Source organism: Methylobacterium sp. J-026 (genome assembly GCF_022829585.1).
Classification (GTDB): Bacteria; Pseudomonadota; Alphaproteobacteria; order Rhizobiales; family Beijerinckiaceae; genus Methylobacterium.
Genome location: NZ_JAKSYC010000117.1, coordinates 24,704 through 40,786, shown reverse-complemented (window position 1 = coordinate 40,786; position 16,083 = coordinate 24,704). Strand labels below are relative to the sequence as shown.

At 68.7% G+C, this 16,083-nt stretch carries 14 protein-coding genes; 12 read left to right on the top strand and 2 right to left on the bottom strand.

Annotated features, from left to right (window positions below):
- Positions 1-445 precede the first annotated feature (445 nt).
- A complete protein-coding gene (locus tag MKK69_RS11480; RefSeq protein WP_243967968.1) occupies positions 446-1,498 on the top strand; it encodes a hypothetical protein in 1,053 nt (350 codons plus the stop codon).
- Between the two features lie 25 nt (positions 1,499-1,523).
- Here MKK69_RS11480 and MKK69_RS11475 read toward each other — a convergent pair whose 3' ends face one another.
- Together MKK69_RS11475 and MKK69_RS11470 are read right to left on the bottom strand one after the other, a co-directional pair.
- Entirely contained in the window at positions 1,524-2,237 is a 714-nt protein-coding gene (locus tag MKK69_RS11475; RefSeq protein WP_243967966.1) for a MarC family protein, read from the bottom strand.
- 107 nt (positions 2,238-2,344) lie between these two features.
- Positions 2,345-3,079 (bottom strand): class I SAM-dependent methyltransferase, encoded by a 735-nt coding sequence (locus MKK69_RS11470; protein WP_243967964.1) that lies wholly within the window; start codon positions 3,077-3,079, stop codon positions 2,345-2,347.
- Between the two features lie 140 nt (positions 3,080-3,219).
- Between MKK69_RS11470 and gloB the strand changes: the two genes are divergently transcribed.
- The 11 genes from gloB (at position 3,220) to lpdA (ending at position 15,906) form a co-directional block, all read left to right on the top strand.
- On the top strand, positions 3,220-3,996 hold the full coding sequence (gloB, locus tag MKK69_RS11465; protein ID WP_243967962.1) for a hydroxyacylglutathione hydrolase: 777 nt from the start codon (positions 3,220-3,222) through the stop codon (positions 3,994-3,996).
- A gap of 351 nt (positions 3,997-4,347) precedes the next feature.
- Entirely contained in the window at positions 4,348-4,923 is a 576-nt protein-coding gene (locus MKK69_RS11460) for a TetR family transcriptional regulator (protein ID WP_243967961.1), read from the top strand.
- A gap of 405 nt (positions 4,924-5,328) precedes the next feature.
- Positions 5,329-6,291, top strand: coding sequence for a malate dehydrogenase (gene mdh / locus MKK69_RS11455; protein ID WP_243967960.1), 963 nt, complete (start codon positions 5,329-5,331; stop codon positions 6,289-6,291).
- A gap of 114 nt (positions 6,292-6,405) precedes the next feature.
- The gene (gene sucC / locus MKK69_RS11450; protein ID WP_243967959.1) at positions 6,406-7,602 is read left to right on the top strand and encodes an ADP-forming succinate--CoA ligase subunit beta; all 1,197 of its coding nucleotides are present in this window, start codon (positions 6,406-6,408) and stop codon (positions 7,600-7,602) included.
- Between the two features lie 2 nt (positions 7,603-7,604).
- Complete coding sequence (gene sucD / locus MKK69_RS11445) at positions 7,605-8,489, top strand: succinate--CoA ligase subunit alpha (protein WP_243967958.1); 885 nt, start codon at positions 7,605-7,607, stop codon at positions 8,487-8,489.
- A gap of 170 nt (positions 8,490-8,659) precedes the next feature.
- The gene (locus MKK69_RS11440; protein WP_243967957.1) at positions 8,660-11,650 is read left to right on the top strand and encodes a 2-oxoglutarate dehydrogenase E1 component; all 2,991 of its coding nucleotides are present in this window, start codon (positions 8,660-8,662) and stop codon (positions 11,648-11,650) included.
- A 92-nt stretch (positions 11,651-11,742) separates the two neighbouring features.
- A complete protein-coding gene (odhB, locus tag MKK69_RS11435; protein ID WP_243967956.1) occupies positions 11,743-13,077 on the top strand; it encodes a 2-oxoglutarate dehydrogenase complex dihydrolipoyllysine-residue succinyltransferase in 1,335 nt (444 codons plus the stop codon).
- A 44-nt stretch (positions 13,078-13,121) separates the two neighbouring features.
- Positions 13,122-13,376 carry a DUF4160 domain-containing protein gene (locus MKK69_RS11430; RefSeq protein ID WP_243967955.1) on the top strand — a complete coding sequence of 85 codons (255 nt, stop codon included), beginning with the start codon at positions 13,122-13,124 and terminating at the stop codon, positions 13,374-13,376.
- Complete coding sequence (locus MKK69_RS11425; protein ID WP_243967954.1) at positions 13,373-13,687, top strand: DUF2442 domain-containing protein; 315 nt, start codon at positions 13,373-13,375, stop codon at positions 13,685-13,687. The genes MKK69_RS11430 and MKK69_RS11425 overlap by 4 nt, the downstream gene beginning before the upstream one ends.
- A gap of 8 nt (positions 13,688-13,695) precedes the next feature.
- Positions 13,696-14,445 carry an SDR family oxidoreductase gene (locus tag MKK69_RS11420; RefSeq protein ID WP_243967952.1) on the top strand — a complete coding sequence of 250 codons (750 nt, stop codon included), beginning with the start codon at positions 13,696-13,698 and terminating at the stop codon, positions 14,443-14,445.
- A gap of 60 nt (positions 14,446-14,505) precedes the next feature.
- Positions 14,506-15,906: a dihydrolipoyl dehydrogenase gene (gene lpdA / locus MKK69_RS11415; protein WP_243967950.1), complete on the top strand. Its 1,401-nt coding sequence runs from the start codon at positions 14,506-14,508 to the stop codon at positions 15,904-15,906.
- Positions 15,907-16,083: the final 177 nt, after the last annotated feature.

The following is a 16,083-nucleotide window of genomic DNA, read 5'->3' as shown; positions in this document are numbered from 1 at the left end:
CAACTTGCCCGCCCAAAGATTGAAATGATTCACAAAAAATGTCTGAATATTGTACGAATAGTCATGTTGAAGTTGCGGTAGCGCGCGGCCGAGCGCCCGGACCGGGGCGGACTTAATCGGATCCGCGGTCGCGGGGCGTCTCTGAGGCGGACGATGGCCGGGCCTCGGACGCCGCCGGCACGATCAAGCGGTCACGTGGGGAGCCGACGAGCGGGACAGCCCGGACCGGCGCCGGGACTTCGGGGGGTCCGGTGCGAGCCCCCAGACGCGCCATCGCCGCCGCTCCGACGCACGGGGCAGCGATGGCGGAATGCGAAGCTACCTAAGCAGAATCCACAGCGTTAACCGTCCACTCACATTCGTTAACAAACCATTGGCTAAAATCCGACGGAGATATTTAAGTAGTCCGGTAACCACGGTGTCGTTGCGCAGCGACGAGGGCTCAATGCCAGCATCCAGAAAAACGTCGCGATCGGTCGCCTGCGCCCTCGGCCTCTCGGGGCCCCTGACCCTCGCCGCGACGGGTGCAGCCGAGGCCCATGTCAAATGGTTCTGCGCCTACGACGTGGCCGGGCAGCCGCAGGGTCTCGAGCAGGTGCTCTGTCTGAATTTCGAGTGGCTGACCGGGCTCGCCCTTCTCTGCCTCATGTTCGGATGCCTGGCCGAGGGCACGCCCCTCGGGGGCGCCCTGCTCAACGCCCTCGACCGCGTGACCACGCGGATCCGCATCGACACCGAGCTCCTGGTCCGCGCCACGCTGGGTTTCTTCCTGGTCTCGCTCTTCGACCTCGGCGGCATCATCCTGACCCCGGAGCTGAAGACCGACGTGGCCTGGATCCCTTGGCTTCAGCTCGCGCTGGCGGCCTGCCTGATCTGGCGCCGGACGATGCCGATCACCGGGCTGGGCCTCGTCTTCCTGTTCAGCTACGCCACCGCGCAATATGGGCTCTTCCACCTTGCGGATTATCCGATCTTCCTGGGCATCGCCGCCTACCTGATCGCGCAGGGACTCGGCCTAAAACCCTTCGGGATCCGCCCCCTGGACATCGTGCGCTGGTCCGCCGCGATCACCCTGATGTGGGCGTCCATCGAGAAGTGGGCCTATCCGGAATGGTCGGCGCCGCTGCTCGCCGCCAAGCCGCAGATGACCATGGGCGCGACCCCCGAACTGTTCATGCAGGCCGCCGGCGTCATCGAGTTCACCCTGGCCTTCGCCCTGGCCTGGACGCCCCTGGTCCGGCGCAGCGCAGCCATCATCCTGGCGGCGATCTTCGTCTCGGCGATCGTCGAGTTCGGCAAGGTGGACGCGATCGGCCATTCCGGGATCATCGTGGTGCTCCTGGCGATCGCCGCCGACGATGTCCGGGTCCCGGTGCGCGTGCGGCAGGTACTCCTGGCGCCGGCCTGGTACGGCGCGGCGCTCGCGGCCTTCCTGTTCCTCTACTACGTGGGCCACGCCGCCCTGTTCGGCGGGCTCGGCACGATGCCGGTGATCTGACAGGCGCCCCTCGTGACGCCCGGCCTCATCGCGCCGACAGCAGCGGTCCGAGCACGTCGGCGAGGCCGTTGAGCAGGATCTGCGTGCCGACGCACAGCAGCAGGAAGGCGAACAGGCGCCCGGTCACCCGGGCGCGGGCCGGGCCGAGGAGCGCCACCACCCGGTCGGCCGAGGCGTAGAGGAGGGCCACCGCCCCGGCGACCACGAGGGCCGCCAGCGTCACGCCGAGATAGAAGCCGAGGCGCTCGGCATAGGGCCCGGGCCGGTTCGCCCCCAGGGTGATCGCGACCGCGATCGTGCCCGGTCCGGTGGTGAACGGCAGGGTCAACGGGAAGAAGGCGATCTCCGAGAGAACGCCCGGCCCCTGCTCCGCCGGGGACCCCGGGGCGGCCGCGCCGCGCCCCCCCGAGCCCGACGCCTCGGCCTGCTTGCGCGCCTCCCGCGCCTCCGGCCGATTGAGCTGGGTCCAGGCCGACGACATCACCACCAGGCCGCCGGCGACGCGCAGGGCCCCCAGGGTCACGCCGAAGAAGTTGAGGATCGGCGTGCCGGCCCAGAGGGCGCCGAGCATCACCAGCGCGGCGTAGACGCCGATCCGGCGCGACAGCAGCACCCGCTCGGCGTGGCTGTAGATGCTGGTCACCTGCGCGAAGATGAAGGCGCCGCCGATCGGGTTCACGATCGCGATCAGCCCCGAGAGGGCGAGCAGGAACTGCTGGAGGGTGAAATCGATGCTCATCCGGACCCGTCCGCGTTGCGCGTCCTCCTAAAGCATCGGCCCGAAGGCTGGCCACCGGCTTTGCACCGACGACGACAGCCACGACAGGCATCGCCGCGGCGCCGGGATCAACCCGGGGCGGGCGCCGGGACCAGGACCCGGGCCGGGGCGAGGCGGCGGGCGCGCCGGACCTGACGCACCGTGATCGGCCGGTAGAGCTGCTTCGTCGCGTCGACCACGTGCAATCCGGCGAAGGGCAGGGACAGGCTGGTACCGATCCACTCCCAGGCCGGGCCGGTGCGCAGCATCGGCCGCGAGCGCACCGGCGGCATGTACAGCGTCTCGGCCCAGCTCACCGGCGAGAACAGGGTATCGCGCATCAGCCGCCCGAGCTGCGAGCGGCTGTAGGGCTGGCCATGGCCGAAGGGTGTCGCCTCGCGCCGCGCCCAGACGCCGCGCCGGTTCGGCACCACCAGGATCATCCGCCCGCCCGGGGTGAGGGTGCGCCACACCTCCTGAAGCAGCTCCGTGGGGCTCTCGACCGCCTCCAGGGCATGAATCAGGAGGATCCGGTCGACGGCGGATTCGGGCAGCGGCATCATGGTCGGATCGGCCAGCGCCGTGCAGGATCGGCCGCTCGCAGGCCAGTTCACGACACCCTGGCTCGTCGGCATGAAGGCGAGGGTGCGCTCGGCGATGCAGTGGACCGGGCTCAGATACGGCGTGGCGTAGCCGATCCCGAGCACCCGCAGGCCCGAGACCGAGCCGAGGAACTCGTGGAGCGTGCGGCCGACCACGCGATGCGTCGTGCGGCCCAGGGGGCTGGCGTAGAAGGCCCGCAAGCCGTTGACGTCGAGACGCATGGAGAAGCAGGTTACCGAACCGGGAACGGGTGCCGTACTCAATGGTGACCCGGACCGCGCGCGGCAAGCGTGAACGGAACCCGGCCGCTCGGCCACCTGTTCACGGCGACAGCGTTTGCGCCCCGAGGAGATCCCGTCCGATGGCCGCCGAGACCGAGATCCGCACCTTCCTGTGCCGCAGCGACAATATCGGCGTCCTGATTCGCGACCCCGCCACCGGGGCCTGCGCGGCGATCGACGTGCCCGAGGCCGGTCCGGTCCTGAAGGCGCTCGATGAGACCGGATGGCGGCTCACCGACATCCTCGTGACCCACCGGCACGGCGACCACGTCGAGGGCATCCCGGCGGTGAAGCGGGCCACCGGCGCCCGAGTCGTGGCCCCCGCCAAGGCCGGCGATGCGGTCCCGCTGGTGGATGTCGCCGTCCGGGAGGGCGACACGGTACGGGTCGGCGGTCTGGAAGCCCGGGTCTGGGAGACGCCGGGCCACTGCGCCGATCATGTCACCTACTGGTTCGCCGAGGCCGGCATCGTCTGCGCCGGCGACACGCTGTTCACCCTCGGCTGCGGCCGGGTCATGGAGAGCCCGCCCGAGACCCTCTACCGGTCGCTGCGCCGCTTCGACGACCTGCCCGGCAGCGCGCAGGTCTACAGCGGTCACGACTACGTACTCGCCAACGCCCGCTTCGCGCTGGCGGCCGACCCGGACAATTCGGATCTGAAGGCCCGATACGCCGAGGCCGAGCGGGCGAAAACGGAGGGCCGCTTCCTCATCCCGTCGACCATGGAAGCGGAACGGGCGACCAATCCCTTCCTGCGCAGCGCAGTCCCGGCCCTCGCCAAGGCCGTCGATATGCCACCCGAAAGCGACCCTGAAACCGTGTTTGTCGCTTTAAGAGCGTGGAAGAACCGCTTCTGAGGCAGGTGATAACGAGAAAAATTTGTTGCCTTCTCAAGGCAAACTGACACATAGGTGTGTTTAAGCGGTCTTAATCCGCTGAGGTAACCGGGCTCCCGGGGGGAAGCCGTAACGTCAACGCGAAGCGCCGGGACGCTTCAGCCGGTATGATGGGGGTCCGTCTCGCCCTACCACCTGTCCACTTCCCGCCTTCCGCTTCCATTCCTCAAGCCAGAATCGGACGGATGTAAGGAGGAGGCGCTCAGCGCCAAGGCCAAACTCTCCGTCGCCGATGTCGCCGAGTCCGGCCCCCTTCGGGAGGGTGCCGACGCGACTCCGGGAACCCGCCCCCGCGCGCCGGTCGCGGCCGACGTGCGGCTCCTGGGCATCGCCACCGAGCACCTCTCGCGGCTCGGCCCCAAACGCGTGACCGTCGTGGCCGTGGCCGCCGAGGCGGGCATGACCCACGCCAACGTCTACCGCTACTTCCCGTCGAAGGACGCGCTCCTCGACGCGGTGGCGGGGCGATGGCTCCGCGAAGTCGAGGCGCGGCTCGCTGGCATCGCCGACGCACCCGACCCCGCCGACGACAAGATCGAGCGCCTGCTCACGGCTTTGGCCACGGTCCAGCGGGACGCGCTGGTCGACGAGCCGAACCTCTTCGCCGTCCATCTCGACGCCACCGTGTCGGCCCGGCCCATCGCCCGGCGGCACCGCGTGCGCCTGCGCAGCCTGGTGGAGCGCGTGGTCGAGGAGGGGATCACCTCGGGGATCTTCTCGGCCCGCGACCGGGAGCGGGCGATCGCCTACATCTTCGACGCCAGCTACCGCTTCACCCATCCCCTGGCGATCCAGCACGATGCCGAAGTGCCCCGCGACCTGATCGAGGCGCGGTTCGGGGCGGTGATCCATGCGATCCAGCGGGTGCTGCGCTCCGGCATTCTCTGACGCCGGCGGCGGAATTCCGAAACGGCAGGAGGGCCCGGACGACGCGTCCGGGCCCTTCGCGTCTGCGCCGGGCCCTCGTTGGAACCGCGCCGGGGCAACCGCTGAAATGACAGCCCTTTGGATCTGTCATTCACGCTTCGCGCACCCTCACGGCCAGTGTGCACTGCACCTAAAACCTTCGCGACGTTGAGGTTTCGTCGCGCCGGCCGGGGACATCCCCGGGCGGCTCGCCCGCCTGATAGGCCTCTCGCACGCCCCGCATCGGGTTGAAGCGCCGGTGCTTTTCGGCCACACAGCCGCGCAGATTTCAGAGCGGCGAATCCGGCCCCGTTCCCTGGCGGACGGGCGGTCCGGGCCTCGCGCGGAAGATCACCGAACTCGACACGCAGCGGAGACGAATCCGACATGGCTCGCAACAAGATCGCGCTCATCGGTGCCGGCCAGATCGGCGGCACCCTGGCTCTTCTCGCAGGCCTCAAGGATCTCGGCGACGTCGTGCTGTTCGACATCGTCGACGGCGTGCCGCAGGGCAAGGCGCTCGACATCGCAGAGGCGGCCCCGGTCGAGGGCTTCGACGCCAGCTACGCGGGCGCCAGCGACTATGCGGCCATCAAGGGCGCCGACGTGGTGATCGTCACCGCGGGCGTGCCGCGCAAGCCCGGCATGAGCCGCGACGACCTGATCGGCATCAACCTCAAGGTGATGCAGGCCGTGGGCGAGGGCATCAAGAGCTACGCCCCGGACGCCTTCGTGATCTGCATCACCAATCCCCTCGACGCGATGGTCTGGGCGCTGCAGAAGTTCTCGGGCCTGCCCACCAACAAGATCGTCGGCATGGCCGGCGTGCTCGACTCGGCCCGCTTCCGCCATTTCCTCGCGGAAGAGTTCAAGGTCTCGGTGGAGGACGTCACCGCCTTCGTGCTCGGCGGCCACGGCGACGACATGGTCCCGCTCACCCGCTACTCCACGGTCGCGGGCGTGCCGCTGACCGATCTCGTCAAGCTCGGCTGGACCACCCAGGAGAAGCTCGACGCCATGGTCGACCGGACCCGCAAGGGCGGCGGCGAGATCGTCAACCTGCTTAAGACCGGCTCGGCCTTCTACGCACCGGCCGCCTCCGCCATCGCCATGGCCGAGAGCTACCTGCGCGACAAGAAGCGGGTCCTGCCCTGCGCCGCCTATCTCGACGGCCAGTACGGCGTGAACGGCATGTTCATCGGCGTGCCGATCGTGATCGGTGCCGGCGGCGTCGAGCGCGTCCTGGAGGTCACCTTCGACCCGGCCGAGAAGGCGATGTTCGACAAGTCCGTCGCCTCGGTGACCGGCCTGATCGAGGCCTGCAAGGGCGTCGACAGCTCGCTGGCGTAGTTCTGAGCGAATAGCGAATAGGGAGTAGCGAATAGGGCCCCGGCGGTCTGCTCGCTCCACTCGAACTATTCGCTACTCGCTATTCCCTATTCGCTCCTCCCCCACGAGGTCCCGATGAACATCCACGAATACCAGGCCAAGGCCGTGCTGAAGGAGTTCGGCCTGCCCGTCTCCCGCGGCGTGCCGATCTTCAATCCGTCGGAGGCCGAGGCCGCCGCCAAGGAACTCGGCGGCCCGGTCTGGGTGGTGAAGAGCCAGATCCACGCGGGCGGGCGCGGCAAGGGCACGTTCAAGGGCGCCCCCGAGGGCGCCAAGGGCGGGGTGCGCGTCACCAAATCGATCGACGAGGTCAAGCAATATGCCGGCGAGATGCTCGGCCAGACCCTGGTGACGATCCAGACCGGCCCGGCCGGCAAGCAGGTCAACCGCCTCTACATCGAGGAAGGCGCCCAGATCGCCGAAGAGTTCTACATCTCGATGCTGGTCGACCGCGTCACCGGCGGCGTCGCCTTCGTCGTCTCGACCGAGGGTGGCATGGATATCGAGGCGGTCGCCCACGACACGCCCGAGAAGATCCACACGATCGCCGTCGATCCGGCCACCGGCGTCATGCCCCATCACGGCCGCGCGGTCGCCAAGGCGCTGGGCCTCACCGGCGCCCAGGCCAAGGAAGCGGCCTCGCTGACGGAAAAACTCTACGCGGCGTTCGTGTCCAAGGACATGAGCATGCTGGAGATCAATCCGCTGGTGCTCACCGCCGACGGCCACCTGAAGTGCCTCGACGCCAAGATCTCGTTCGACTCGAACGCGCTCTACAAGCACGCCGACATCGTCGCGCTGCGGGATGAGACCGAGGAGGACGCCAAGGAGATCGAGGCGTCGAAATACGACCTCGCCTACATCGCACTGGACGGCACGATCGGCTGCATGGTCAACGGCGCCGGGCTGGCAATGGCGACGCTCGACATCATCAAGCTCTATGGCGAGAGCCCGGCGAACTTCCTGGATGTCGGCGGCGGCGCCTCGGAAGAGAAGGTCACGGCGGCGTTCAAGATCATCACCGCCGATCCGCAGGTGAAGGGGATCCTCGTCAACATCTTCGGCGGGATCATGAAGTGCGACGTGATCGCCAACGGTGTGATCGCGGCCGTGAAGGCGGTGGGCCTTCAGGTGCCGCTGGTGGTGCGCCTCGAAGGCACCAACGTCGAGGAGGGCAAGGCGATCATCCGGAACTCCGGCCTGAACGTGATCCCGGCGGACGACCTCGACGACGCCGCGCAGAAGATCGTCGCCGCCGTGAAGGGAGCCTGACCATGTCGGTGATGATCGACGCCAACACCAAGGTCATCTGCCAGGGCTTCACCGGCAAGAACGGGACCTTCCATTCCGAGCAGGCCCTCAGTTACGGGACCAAGATGGTCGGCGGCACCAGCCCCGGCAAAGGCGGCTCGACCCATCTCGGCCTGCCGGTGTTCGACACGGTGGCCGAGGCCCGCGAGGCCACGGGCGCCGACGCCTCGGTGGTCTACGTGCCGCCGCCGGGCGCCGCCGACGCGATCTGCGAGGCGATCAGCGCCGAGATCCCACTGATCGTCTGCATCACGGAGGGCATTCCGGTGCTCGACATGGTGCGGGTCAAGCGGGCGCTGACCGGCTCGAAGTCGCGCCTCGTCGGGCCGAACTGCCCCGGCATCGTCACGGCGGGCGAATCGAAGATCGGCATCATGCCGGCCAACATCTTCCGGCCGGGCTCGGTCGGCATCGTCTCGCGCTCGGGCACGCTGACCTACGAGGCGGTGTTCCAGACCACGAATGCCGGCCTCGGCCAGACCACGGCGGTCGGCATCGGCGGCGATCCGGTGAAGGGCACCGAGTTCATCGACGTGCTGGAGCTGTTCCTGGCCGATCCGAAGACAGAGTCGATCGTGATGATCGGCGAGATCGGCGGCTCGGCCGAGGAGGAGGCGGCGCAGTTCCTGCGTGACGAGGCCAAGCGCGGGCGCAGCAAGCCGATGGTCGGCTTCATCGCCGGCCGCACGGCGCCTCCGGGCCGGCGCATGGGCCATGCCGGCGCGATCATCTCGGGTGGCAAGGGCGGCGCCGAGGACAAGATCGCCGCCATGGAGGCGGCGGGCATCCGCGTCTCGCCGTCGCCCGCCCGGCTGGGCTCGACCCTGGTCGAGGTTCTGAAGGGCTGAGGCCGCGCGCCTGCGTTGCGGCCCTCGCAGGGCCGCGCCTCCCATATGGGAGATACCGAGTGCGACACAGCGGGGCGGTTTCCCGCCCCGTTTCGGTTTGAGGCGATCCGCGCCGCTGACGGAGAGCCGGGAGGGCAGGGACGCTGCCCGCGCGACAGGATGGACGGACCATGGCACGCCAGGACGTGAACGAAGCGCTCCTCGAAACCTCGTTCCTCTACGGCGCCAACGCCGCCTATATCGAGGAGTTGCAGGCGGCCTACGCCCGCAACCCCGCCTCGGTGGATCCGGAGTGGCAGACGTTCTTCAAGGGCTTGGGCGAGGACGAGACCCTCGTCGAGAAGAACGCGGCAGGCGCCTCCTGGGAGAAGCCGAACTGGCCGGTGCCGCTCAACGGCGAGCTCGTCTCGGCGCTGGACGGCAATTGGGGCGCCCTGGAGAAGGCGGTCGGCGACCGGATCGTGGCCCGCGACGCCAAGGAGCCGAAGCCCGGCAAGCCGCAGGACAGCGTCGCCGCGACCACCGGCGTCTCCGTCGAGCAGGCCGCCAAGGATTCGGTCCGGGCGATCATGCTGATCCGCTCCTACCGCATGCGCGGCCACCTGCACGCCAAGCTCGATCCCCTCGGGCTGGCGCCGCGCGGCGACCACGAGGAACTGCATCCGCAGCATTACGGATTCAGCGAGGAGACCGATTGGGACCGCCCGATCTTCCTCGACAACGTGCTCGGCCTCCAGTTCGGGACGATCCGGGAGATCGTCGACATCCTGGAACGGACCTACTGCCAGACGCTCGGCGTCGAGTTCATGCACATCTCCGATCCCGCCGAGAAGGCGTGGATCCAGGAGCGCATCGAGGGCAAGGACAAGGAGATTTCCTTCACGCCGGAAGGCCGTCGCGCGATCCTGAACAAATTGATCGAGGCCGAGGGCTTCGAAAAGTTCCTGGACCTCAAGTACACCGGCACCAAGCGCTTCGGGCTCGACGGCGGCGAGTCGATGATCCCCGCGATGGAGCAGATCATCAAGCGCGGCGGCGCCCTCGGGGTGCGCGAGATCGTGCTCGGCATGGCCCATCGCGGCCGCCTCAACGTGCTGACCAACGTGATGGCCAAGCCGTTCCGCGCGGTCTTCCACGAGTTCAAGGGCGGCTCGGCGTCCCCGGCCGAGGTCGAGGGCTCGGGCGACGTGAAGTACCACCTGGGCGCCTCCTCGGACCGCGCCTTCGACGGCAACAACGTCCACCTGTCGCTGACCGCCAACCCGTCGCACCTGGAGATCGTCGATCCCGTGGTGCTCGGGAAGGTGCGCGCCAAGCAGGACCAGTGGGCCAAGCCCCATATCGAGCGCCGCACGGTGCTGCCGCTCCTGATCCACGGCGACGCCGCCTTCGCCGGCCAGGGCGTGGTGGCCGAGTGCCTCGGCCTGTCGGGGCTGAAGGGCCACCGCACCGGCGGTTCGATCCACTTCATCATCAACAACCAGATCGGATTCACCACCGATCCGCGCTTCTCGCGCTCCTCGCCCTATCCGTCCGACGTCGCCAAGATGGTCGAGGCGCCGATCTTCCACTGCAACGGCGACGATCCGGAGGCCGTCACCTTCGCCGCGAAGGTCGCGGTCGAGTACCGGCAGAAGTTCGGCAAGCCGGTCGTGATCGACATGCTGTGCTACCGCCGCTTCGGCCACAACGAGGGCGACGAGCCGGCCTTCACCCAGCCGAAGATGTACCAGCGGATCCGCAAGCATCCGTCGGTGCTGGAGAATTACGGCCGCCGGCTGGTCGAGAACGACTCCGTCACCCAGGAGGCGCTCGACGCCCGCAAGTCCGAGTTCCGGCAGCTCCTCGACACCGAGCTGGACGTCGCCAACAACTACAAGGCGAATAAGGCCGATTGGCTCGACGGCCGCTGGTCCGGCGTCAAGGCCGTGCACGAGGACGTGGACGATCCCCGCCGGGGCCGCACCGCCGTGCCGGCCGAGACCCTGCAGGAGATCGGCCGCAGGATCACGCAGGTCCCCCCCGGCTTCCATCTGCACCGCACGATCCAGCGGTTCATGGACAACCGCGCCAAGTCGGTGGAGACCGGAACCGGCCTCGATTGGGCGACCGCGGAGGCCCTGGCCTTCGGGGCGACGCTGCTCGACGGCAACCGGGTCCGGCTGTCCGGCCAGGATGTCGAGCGCGGCACCTTCTCGCAGCGTCACGCGGTGGTGATCGATCAGGAGAACGAGCAGCGCTACACGCCGCTCAACGGCATCCGCGAGGGCCAGGCCTCCATCGAGATCATCAACTCGATGCTCTCCGAGGAGGCGGTGCTGGGCTTCGAGTACGGCTACTCCCTGGCCGAGCCGAACGCCCTGGTCCTGTGGGAGGCGCAGTTCGGCGACTTCGCCAACGGTGCCCAGGTGGTGATCGACCAGTTCATCGCCAGCGGCGAGCGCAAGTGGCTGCGCATGTCCGGCCTCGTGCTGCTGCTGCCGCACGGCTACGAGGGACAGGGGCCCGAACACTCCTCCGCCCGCCTGGAGCGCTACCTGCAGGCCTGCGCCGAGGACAATATGCAGGTCGCCAACGTCACAACCCCGGCGAACTACTTCCACATCCTGCGCCGGCAGCTGAAGCGGGACTTCCGCAAGCCGCTGATCCTGATGACCCCGAAGTCCCTGCTGCGCCACAAGCGCGCCGTCTCGACGCTGGATCGCCTGGCGGAGGGCTCGACCTTCCACCGGGTCCTCTGGGACGATGCCGAGGAGGAGGGCGCTCCTAACAAGCTCGTGCGCGACGACAAGATCCGCCGCGTCGTGCTGTGCTCCGGCAAGGTTTATTACGACCTGCTGGAGGAGCGGGAGAAGCGCGGCCTCAACGACATCTACCTGATGCGCGTCGAGCAGCTCTACCCGTTCCCGCTCAAGGCGCTGGCCACCGAGATGGGCCGCTTCCGCAACGCGGACGTCATCTGGTGCCAGGAGGAGCCCAAGAACATGGGCGCCTGGGCCTTTGTCGAGCCTTACCTCGAATGGGTGCTCGGCCAGGCCGGCTCCGCGGTGAAGCGCGCCCGCTACGTCGGTCGCCCGGCCTCGGCCTCCACCGCGGTGGGCCAGATGTCGAAGCACCAGGCGCAGCTCCAGGCCTTCCTCAACGAGGCCCTGGCGGTCTGATCGTTCGGGACCCGGCGGCGACCCCTCCGGGCCGCCGCCTCATTCTCCAGGCCGTCCGGCACGGCCCAACCGATCCGGAAGTGCGAAACGACATGGCTACCGACATCCTCGTCCCGACGCTCGGCGAATCCGTGAGCGAGGCCACGATCGGCCGCTGGTTCAAGAAGCCCGGCGACACGGTCGCGGCCGACGAGCCGATCGTGGAACTCGAGACCGACAAGGTCACCCTGGAGGTCAACGCCCCGGCGGCGGGCCAGCTCGGCGAGATCCTGGCCAAGGACGGCGAGACCGTGGAGCCCGGCGCCCTGCTCGGCTCGATCGTCGAGGCCGGCGCAGCGGCCGGCGGCGGCAAGAAGGCGGCGGCCCCGAAAGCGGTCGCCGAGACCAAGACGGAGAGCCGGAGCGAGGCCCCGAAGGCCGAAACGGGCAAGGCTGACTCGGGCAAGGCCGAGGCTCCGGCGCAGGAATCGTCGGCCGGCTACGGCAACCACGGCGCCGCGGCGTCCCCCGCGGCCCAGCAGCGCCCGACCGGCGACAACGGCCCGGCGGTGGCCAAGCTCGCCCGCGAGTCGGGTGTCGACCCGTCGGGCGTGAACGGCTCGGGCAAGGACGGCCGCGTCACGAAGGGCGACATGCTCGGCGCCCTGGCCAAGGGTCCGGCCCCGGCCGCCCCCGCCAAGGAGGCCCGCCCGGCCCTGCCGCGTGCGCCCTCGGCGCCGGACGATGCGTCGCGCGAGGAGCGCGTGCGCATGACGAAGCTGCGCCAGACCATCGCGCGCCGCCTCAAGGACGCCCAGGACACGGCGGCGATGTTGACGACGTTCAACGACGTCGACATGTCGGCCGTGATGGCGATGCGCAGCCAGTACAAGGACATCTTCGAGAAGAAGCACGGCACGAAGCTCGGCTTCATGGGCTTCTTCACCAAGGCGGTGATCGGCGCCCTCAGGGACGTGCCGGCGGTCAATGCCGAGATCGACGGGCAGGATCTCGTCTACAAGAACTACTACCACATCGGCATCGCGGTCGGGACCGATAAGGGCCTGGTCGTGCCGGTGGTGCGGAACGCCGACGACCTGTCCATCGCCGGGATCGAGAAGACGATCTCCGGCTTCGGCAAGAAGGCCCGGGACGGCAAGCTCTCCATCGAGGACATGCAGGGCGGCACCTTCACGATTACCAACGGCGGCATCTACGGCTCGCTGATGTCGACCCCGATCCTCAACGCCCCGCAATCGGGCATCCTCGGCATGCACCGCATCGAGGAGCGCCCGGTGGTCCGCGCCGGCAAGATCGAGGCGCGGCCGATGATGTACCTCGCCCTGTCGTACGACCATCGCATCGTCGACGGTAAGGAGGCCGTGACCTTCCTGGTGCGGGTGAAGGAAGCGCTGGAGGATCCGGCCCGGCTCGTGCTGGATCTGTAAGGGCGCAACCGCGATCGCGGCATCGATCGGAAGAAGGCTGATCGATGCCGGCCATCGCGATCGTCGAGGGCGTTCGGATCGTGATATTTCTCAACGATCATCTTCCTCCGCATCTGCACGCGCTGTTCGCCGGCCAAGAAGCCAAGCTTTCGATTGCCACGGGAGAAGTCCTCAGCGGGAAACTGCCGCGCGCGAAACTCAAGACGATCCAGACGTGGCTGGGTGCCAACCGCGAAGAAGTCGCCTACATCTGGCGAGAGATCCGGGCCGGACGCTACAGCGGAGGGATGATCGCGTGACGACACATCGGATCGCCACCGTGGAGGCTCTGGACTACCCAACACTCCGTATCACGTTCGACGACGGTCTCGGAGGCATCGTCGACCTGTCGGATCTGATCGCCGACGGACCCGTCTTCGCGCCGCTGAAGGACGAAGCGTATTTCCGGACGGTTGCGGTCGGTGAGCACGGCTGGACCTTCGGCTGGAACCTCGATGTCGAGGGCGAGGAAATTGATTTCTGTCCCGACGCGACGCGGATCCGGATCGAGACCCAGATCGTGGAGGATCTGGCGAGCCGGTTCGAGACGCGACGCGTTGCAGCCGCATGAGTGAGCCGATGAACGGACCAAAGGTCGCCATCGTCACCGGCGGCAGCCGCGGCATCGGGCGGGCGGTGTCGCTGCTCCTGGCGGAGCGCGGCTACGCGGTCTGCCTGAGCTACGTGGCGGATGCCGCCGCGGCCCGGGCGGTGGTGGAGGCGATCACCGCAAAAGGCGGCCGAGCGCTGGCGGTGCGCGGCGACGTCGGCGACGAGGCCGACGTGATCGCACTGTTCCAGGCCGCCGACGGACTCGGCCGGCTCGCCGCGCTCGTCAACAACGCCGGCGTGGTCGACGTGAAGTCGGATGTTGCCGACATGAGCGCGGCCCGGCTGCAGCGGATGATGCAGACCAACGTGGTCGGCAGCTTCCTGTGCGCCCGCGAGGCGGTGCGGCGGATGTCGACCAAGCGCGGCGGGGCCGGAGGCGCCATCGTCAACCTGTCCTCGGTGGCGGCGCGGCTCGGCGGCCCCGGCCAGTTCGTGGACTACGCCGCCTCCAAGGGGGCCATCGACTCGCTGACGATCGGGCTCGCCCGGGAGGTGGCCGGGGAGGGCATCCGCGTGAACGCGGTCGCGCCCGGCATCATCGCCACCGAGATCCACGCCAGCGGCGGCGAGCCTGACCGGGTGGCGCGCCTCGGCCCGGGCGTGCCGATGGGCCGGGCCGGCACCGCCGAGGAGGTGGCCGCGCCGATCGCGTGGCTGCTCTCGGAGGAGGCCGCCTACACCACGGGCGCCATCCTCGACATCGGCGGCGGCCGCTGATCCCGACCTGACACTCCCTGCCCGTCCTGACGCGGCACGACCGAGCGGAAGCGAACGCACATGTCCTACGATCTCGTCGTCATCGGCACCGGCCCGGGCGGCTACGTCTGCGCGATCCGCGCGGCCCAACTCGGCCTGCGCACCGCCGTGGTCGAGAAGCGCGCGACCCACGGCGGCACCTGCCTCAATGTCGGTTGCATCCCGTCCAAGGCGCTGCTCCACGCCTCCGAGGCCTTCGAGGAGGCGAGCAAGCATTTCCCCGATCTCGGCATCGAGGTCAGCGGCGTGAAGCTCGATCTCAAGAAGATGATGGCCTTCAAAGCCGAGGGCGTGGCCGGGAACACCAAGGGCGTCGAGTTCCTGCTGAAGAAGAACAAGGTCGACACCTTCCACGGCACCGGCCGGATCGCCGGCGCCGGCCGGGTCGAGGTGGTCTCCGAGGATGGCGGCAACCAGATGCTCGAGACCAAGAGCATCGTCATCGCCACCGGCTCGGACGTGACGCGGCTGCCGGGCGTGACCATCGACGAGAAGGTCGTGGTCTCCTCCACGGGCGCCCTGGAGCTGGACCGGGTGCCGAAGAAGCTTCTGGTGATCGGCGCCGGGGTGATCGGGCTGGAGCTGGGCTCGGTCTGGCGCCGGCTCGGCTCGGAGGTCACCGTGGTCGAATACCTCGACCGGGTGCTGCCGGGCATGGACGGCGAGGTTGGCAAGCAGTTCCAGCGGATCCTGACCAAGCAGGGCATCGACTTCCGGCTCTCCACCAAGGTGACCGGCGTCGAGGTCGGCAAGAAGGGCGTGGGCGTCACCGTCGAGCCGGCCGCGGGCGGCACGGCCGAGACGCTGCAGGCGGACGTGGTCCTCGTGGCGATCGGCCGGGTGCCCTACACCGAGGGTCTCGGCCTCGAAACGGTCGGCGTCCAGCGGGACGAGAAGGGCCGGATCCTCACGGATGCCCATTACGCCACCAACGTCACCGGCATCTACGCGATCGGCGACGTGATCGCCGGACCGATGCTCGCCCACAAGGCCGAGGACGAGGGGGTCGCCATCGCGGAAATGCTGGCCGGCCAGTCCGGCCACGTCAATTACGGGGTGATTCCCAACGTGGTCTACACGTTCCCGGAGGTGGCCTCGGTGGGCAAGACCGAGGAGGAGCTGAAGAAGGACGGCATCGCCTACAACGCCGGCAAATTCCCGTTCACGGCCAACGGCCGCGCCAAGGCGAACGGCACGACGGAGGGCTTCGTGAAGGTACTGGCCGACGCCCAGACCGACCGGGTGCTCGGGGTCCACATCGTCGGGGCGGATGCCGGCAACCTGATCGCCGAGGTCGCGGTGGCGATGGAGTTCGGCGCCTCCTCGGAGGATATCGCCCGAACCTGCCACGCGCACCCGACGCTCACCGAGGCGGTAAAGGAAGCCGCGCTCGCGGTGAACAAGCGCGCGATCCACGTCTGAGCGGGCGTTCGTCGCCCGGGATTCCCCGGGAACGGGCGACGGCCGGATCGGTCGAGACCGGGCTCGCGCGCTCCCCCCTCCCTTGCGGGGAGGGGAGGCGAGCGGCGCGTGGTGCGCGGCTCATCCACCGACACTGCGCGAACGCGGTCCGCGCACGGGGCAAAATTGCCCCGCCCC

What these genes read in the sequence shown, in the direction of transcription:
- MKK69_RS11480 (WP_243967968.1), top strand. Translation starts at nt 446, where the DNA reads ATGCCAGCATCCAGAAAAACGTCGCGATCGGTCGCCTGCGCCCTCGGC.
- MKK69_RS11475 (WP_243967966.1), bottom strand. Translation starts at nt 2,237, where the DNA reads ATGAGCATCGATTTCACCCTCCAGCAGTTCCTGCTCGCCCTCTCGGGG.
- MKK69_RS11470 (WP_243967964.1), bottom strand. Translation starts at nt 3,079, where the DNA reads ATGCGTCTCGACGTCAACGGCTTGCGGGCCTTCTACGCCAGCCCCCTG.
- gloB (WP_243967962.1), top strand. Translation starts at nt 3,220, where the DNA reads ATGGCCGCCGAGACCGAGATCCGCACCTTCCTGTGCCGCAGCGACAAT.
- mdh (WP_243967960.1), top strand. Translation starts at nt 5,329, where the DNA reads ATGGCTCGCAACAAGATCGCGCTCATCGGTGCCGGCCAGATCGGCGGC.
- sucC (WP_243967959.1), top strand. Translation starts at nt 6,406, where the DNA reads ATGAACATCCACGAATACCAGGCCAAGGCCGTGCTGAAGGAGTTCGGC.
- sucD (WP_243967958.1), top strand. Translation starts at nt 7,605, where the DNA reads ATGTCGGTGATGATCGACGCCAACACCAAGGTCATCTGCCAGGGCTTC.
- MKK69_RS11440 (WP_243967957.1), top strand. Translation starts at nt 8,660, where the DNA reads ATGGCACGCCAGGACGTGAACGAAGCGCTCCTCGAAACCTCGTTCCTC.
- odhB (WP_243967956.1), top strand. Translation starts at nt 11,743, where the DNA reads ATGGCTACCGACATCCTCGTCCCGACGCTCGGCGAATCCGTGAGCGAG.
- MKK69_RS11430 (WP_243967955.1), top strand. Translation starts at nt 13,122, where the DNA reads ATGCCGGCCATCGCGATCGTCGAGGGCGTTCGGATCGTGATATTTCTC.
- MKK69_RS11420 (WP_243967952.1), top strand. Translation starts at nt 13,696, where the DNA reads ATGAACGGACCAAAGGTCGCCATCGTCACCGGCGGCAGCCGCGGCATC.
- lpdA (WP_243967950.1), top strand. Translation starts at nt 14,506, where the DNA reads ATGTCCTACGATCTCGTCGTCATCGGCACCGGCCCGGGCGGCTACGTC.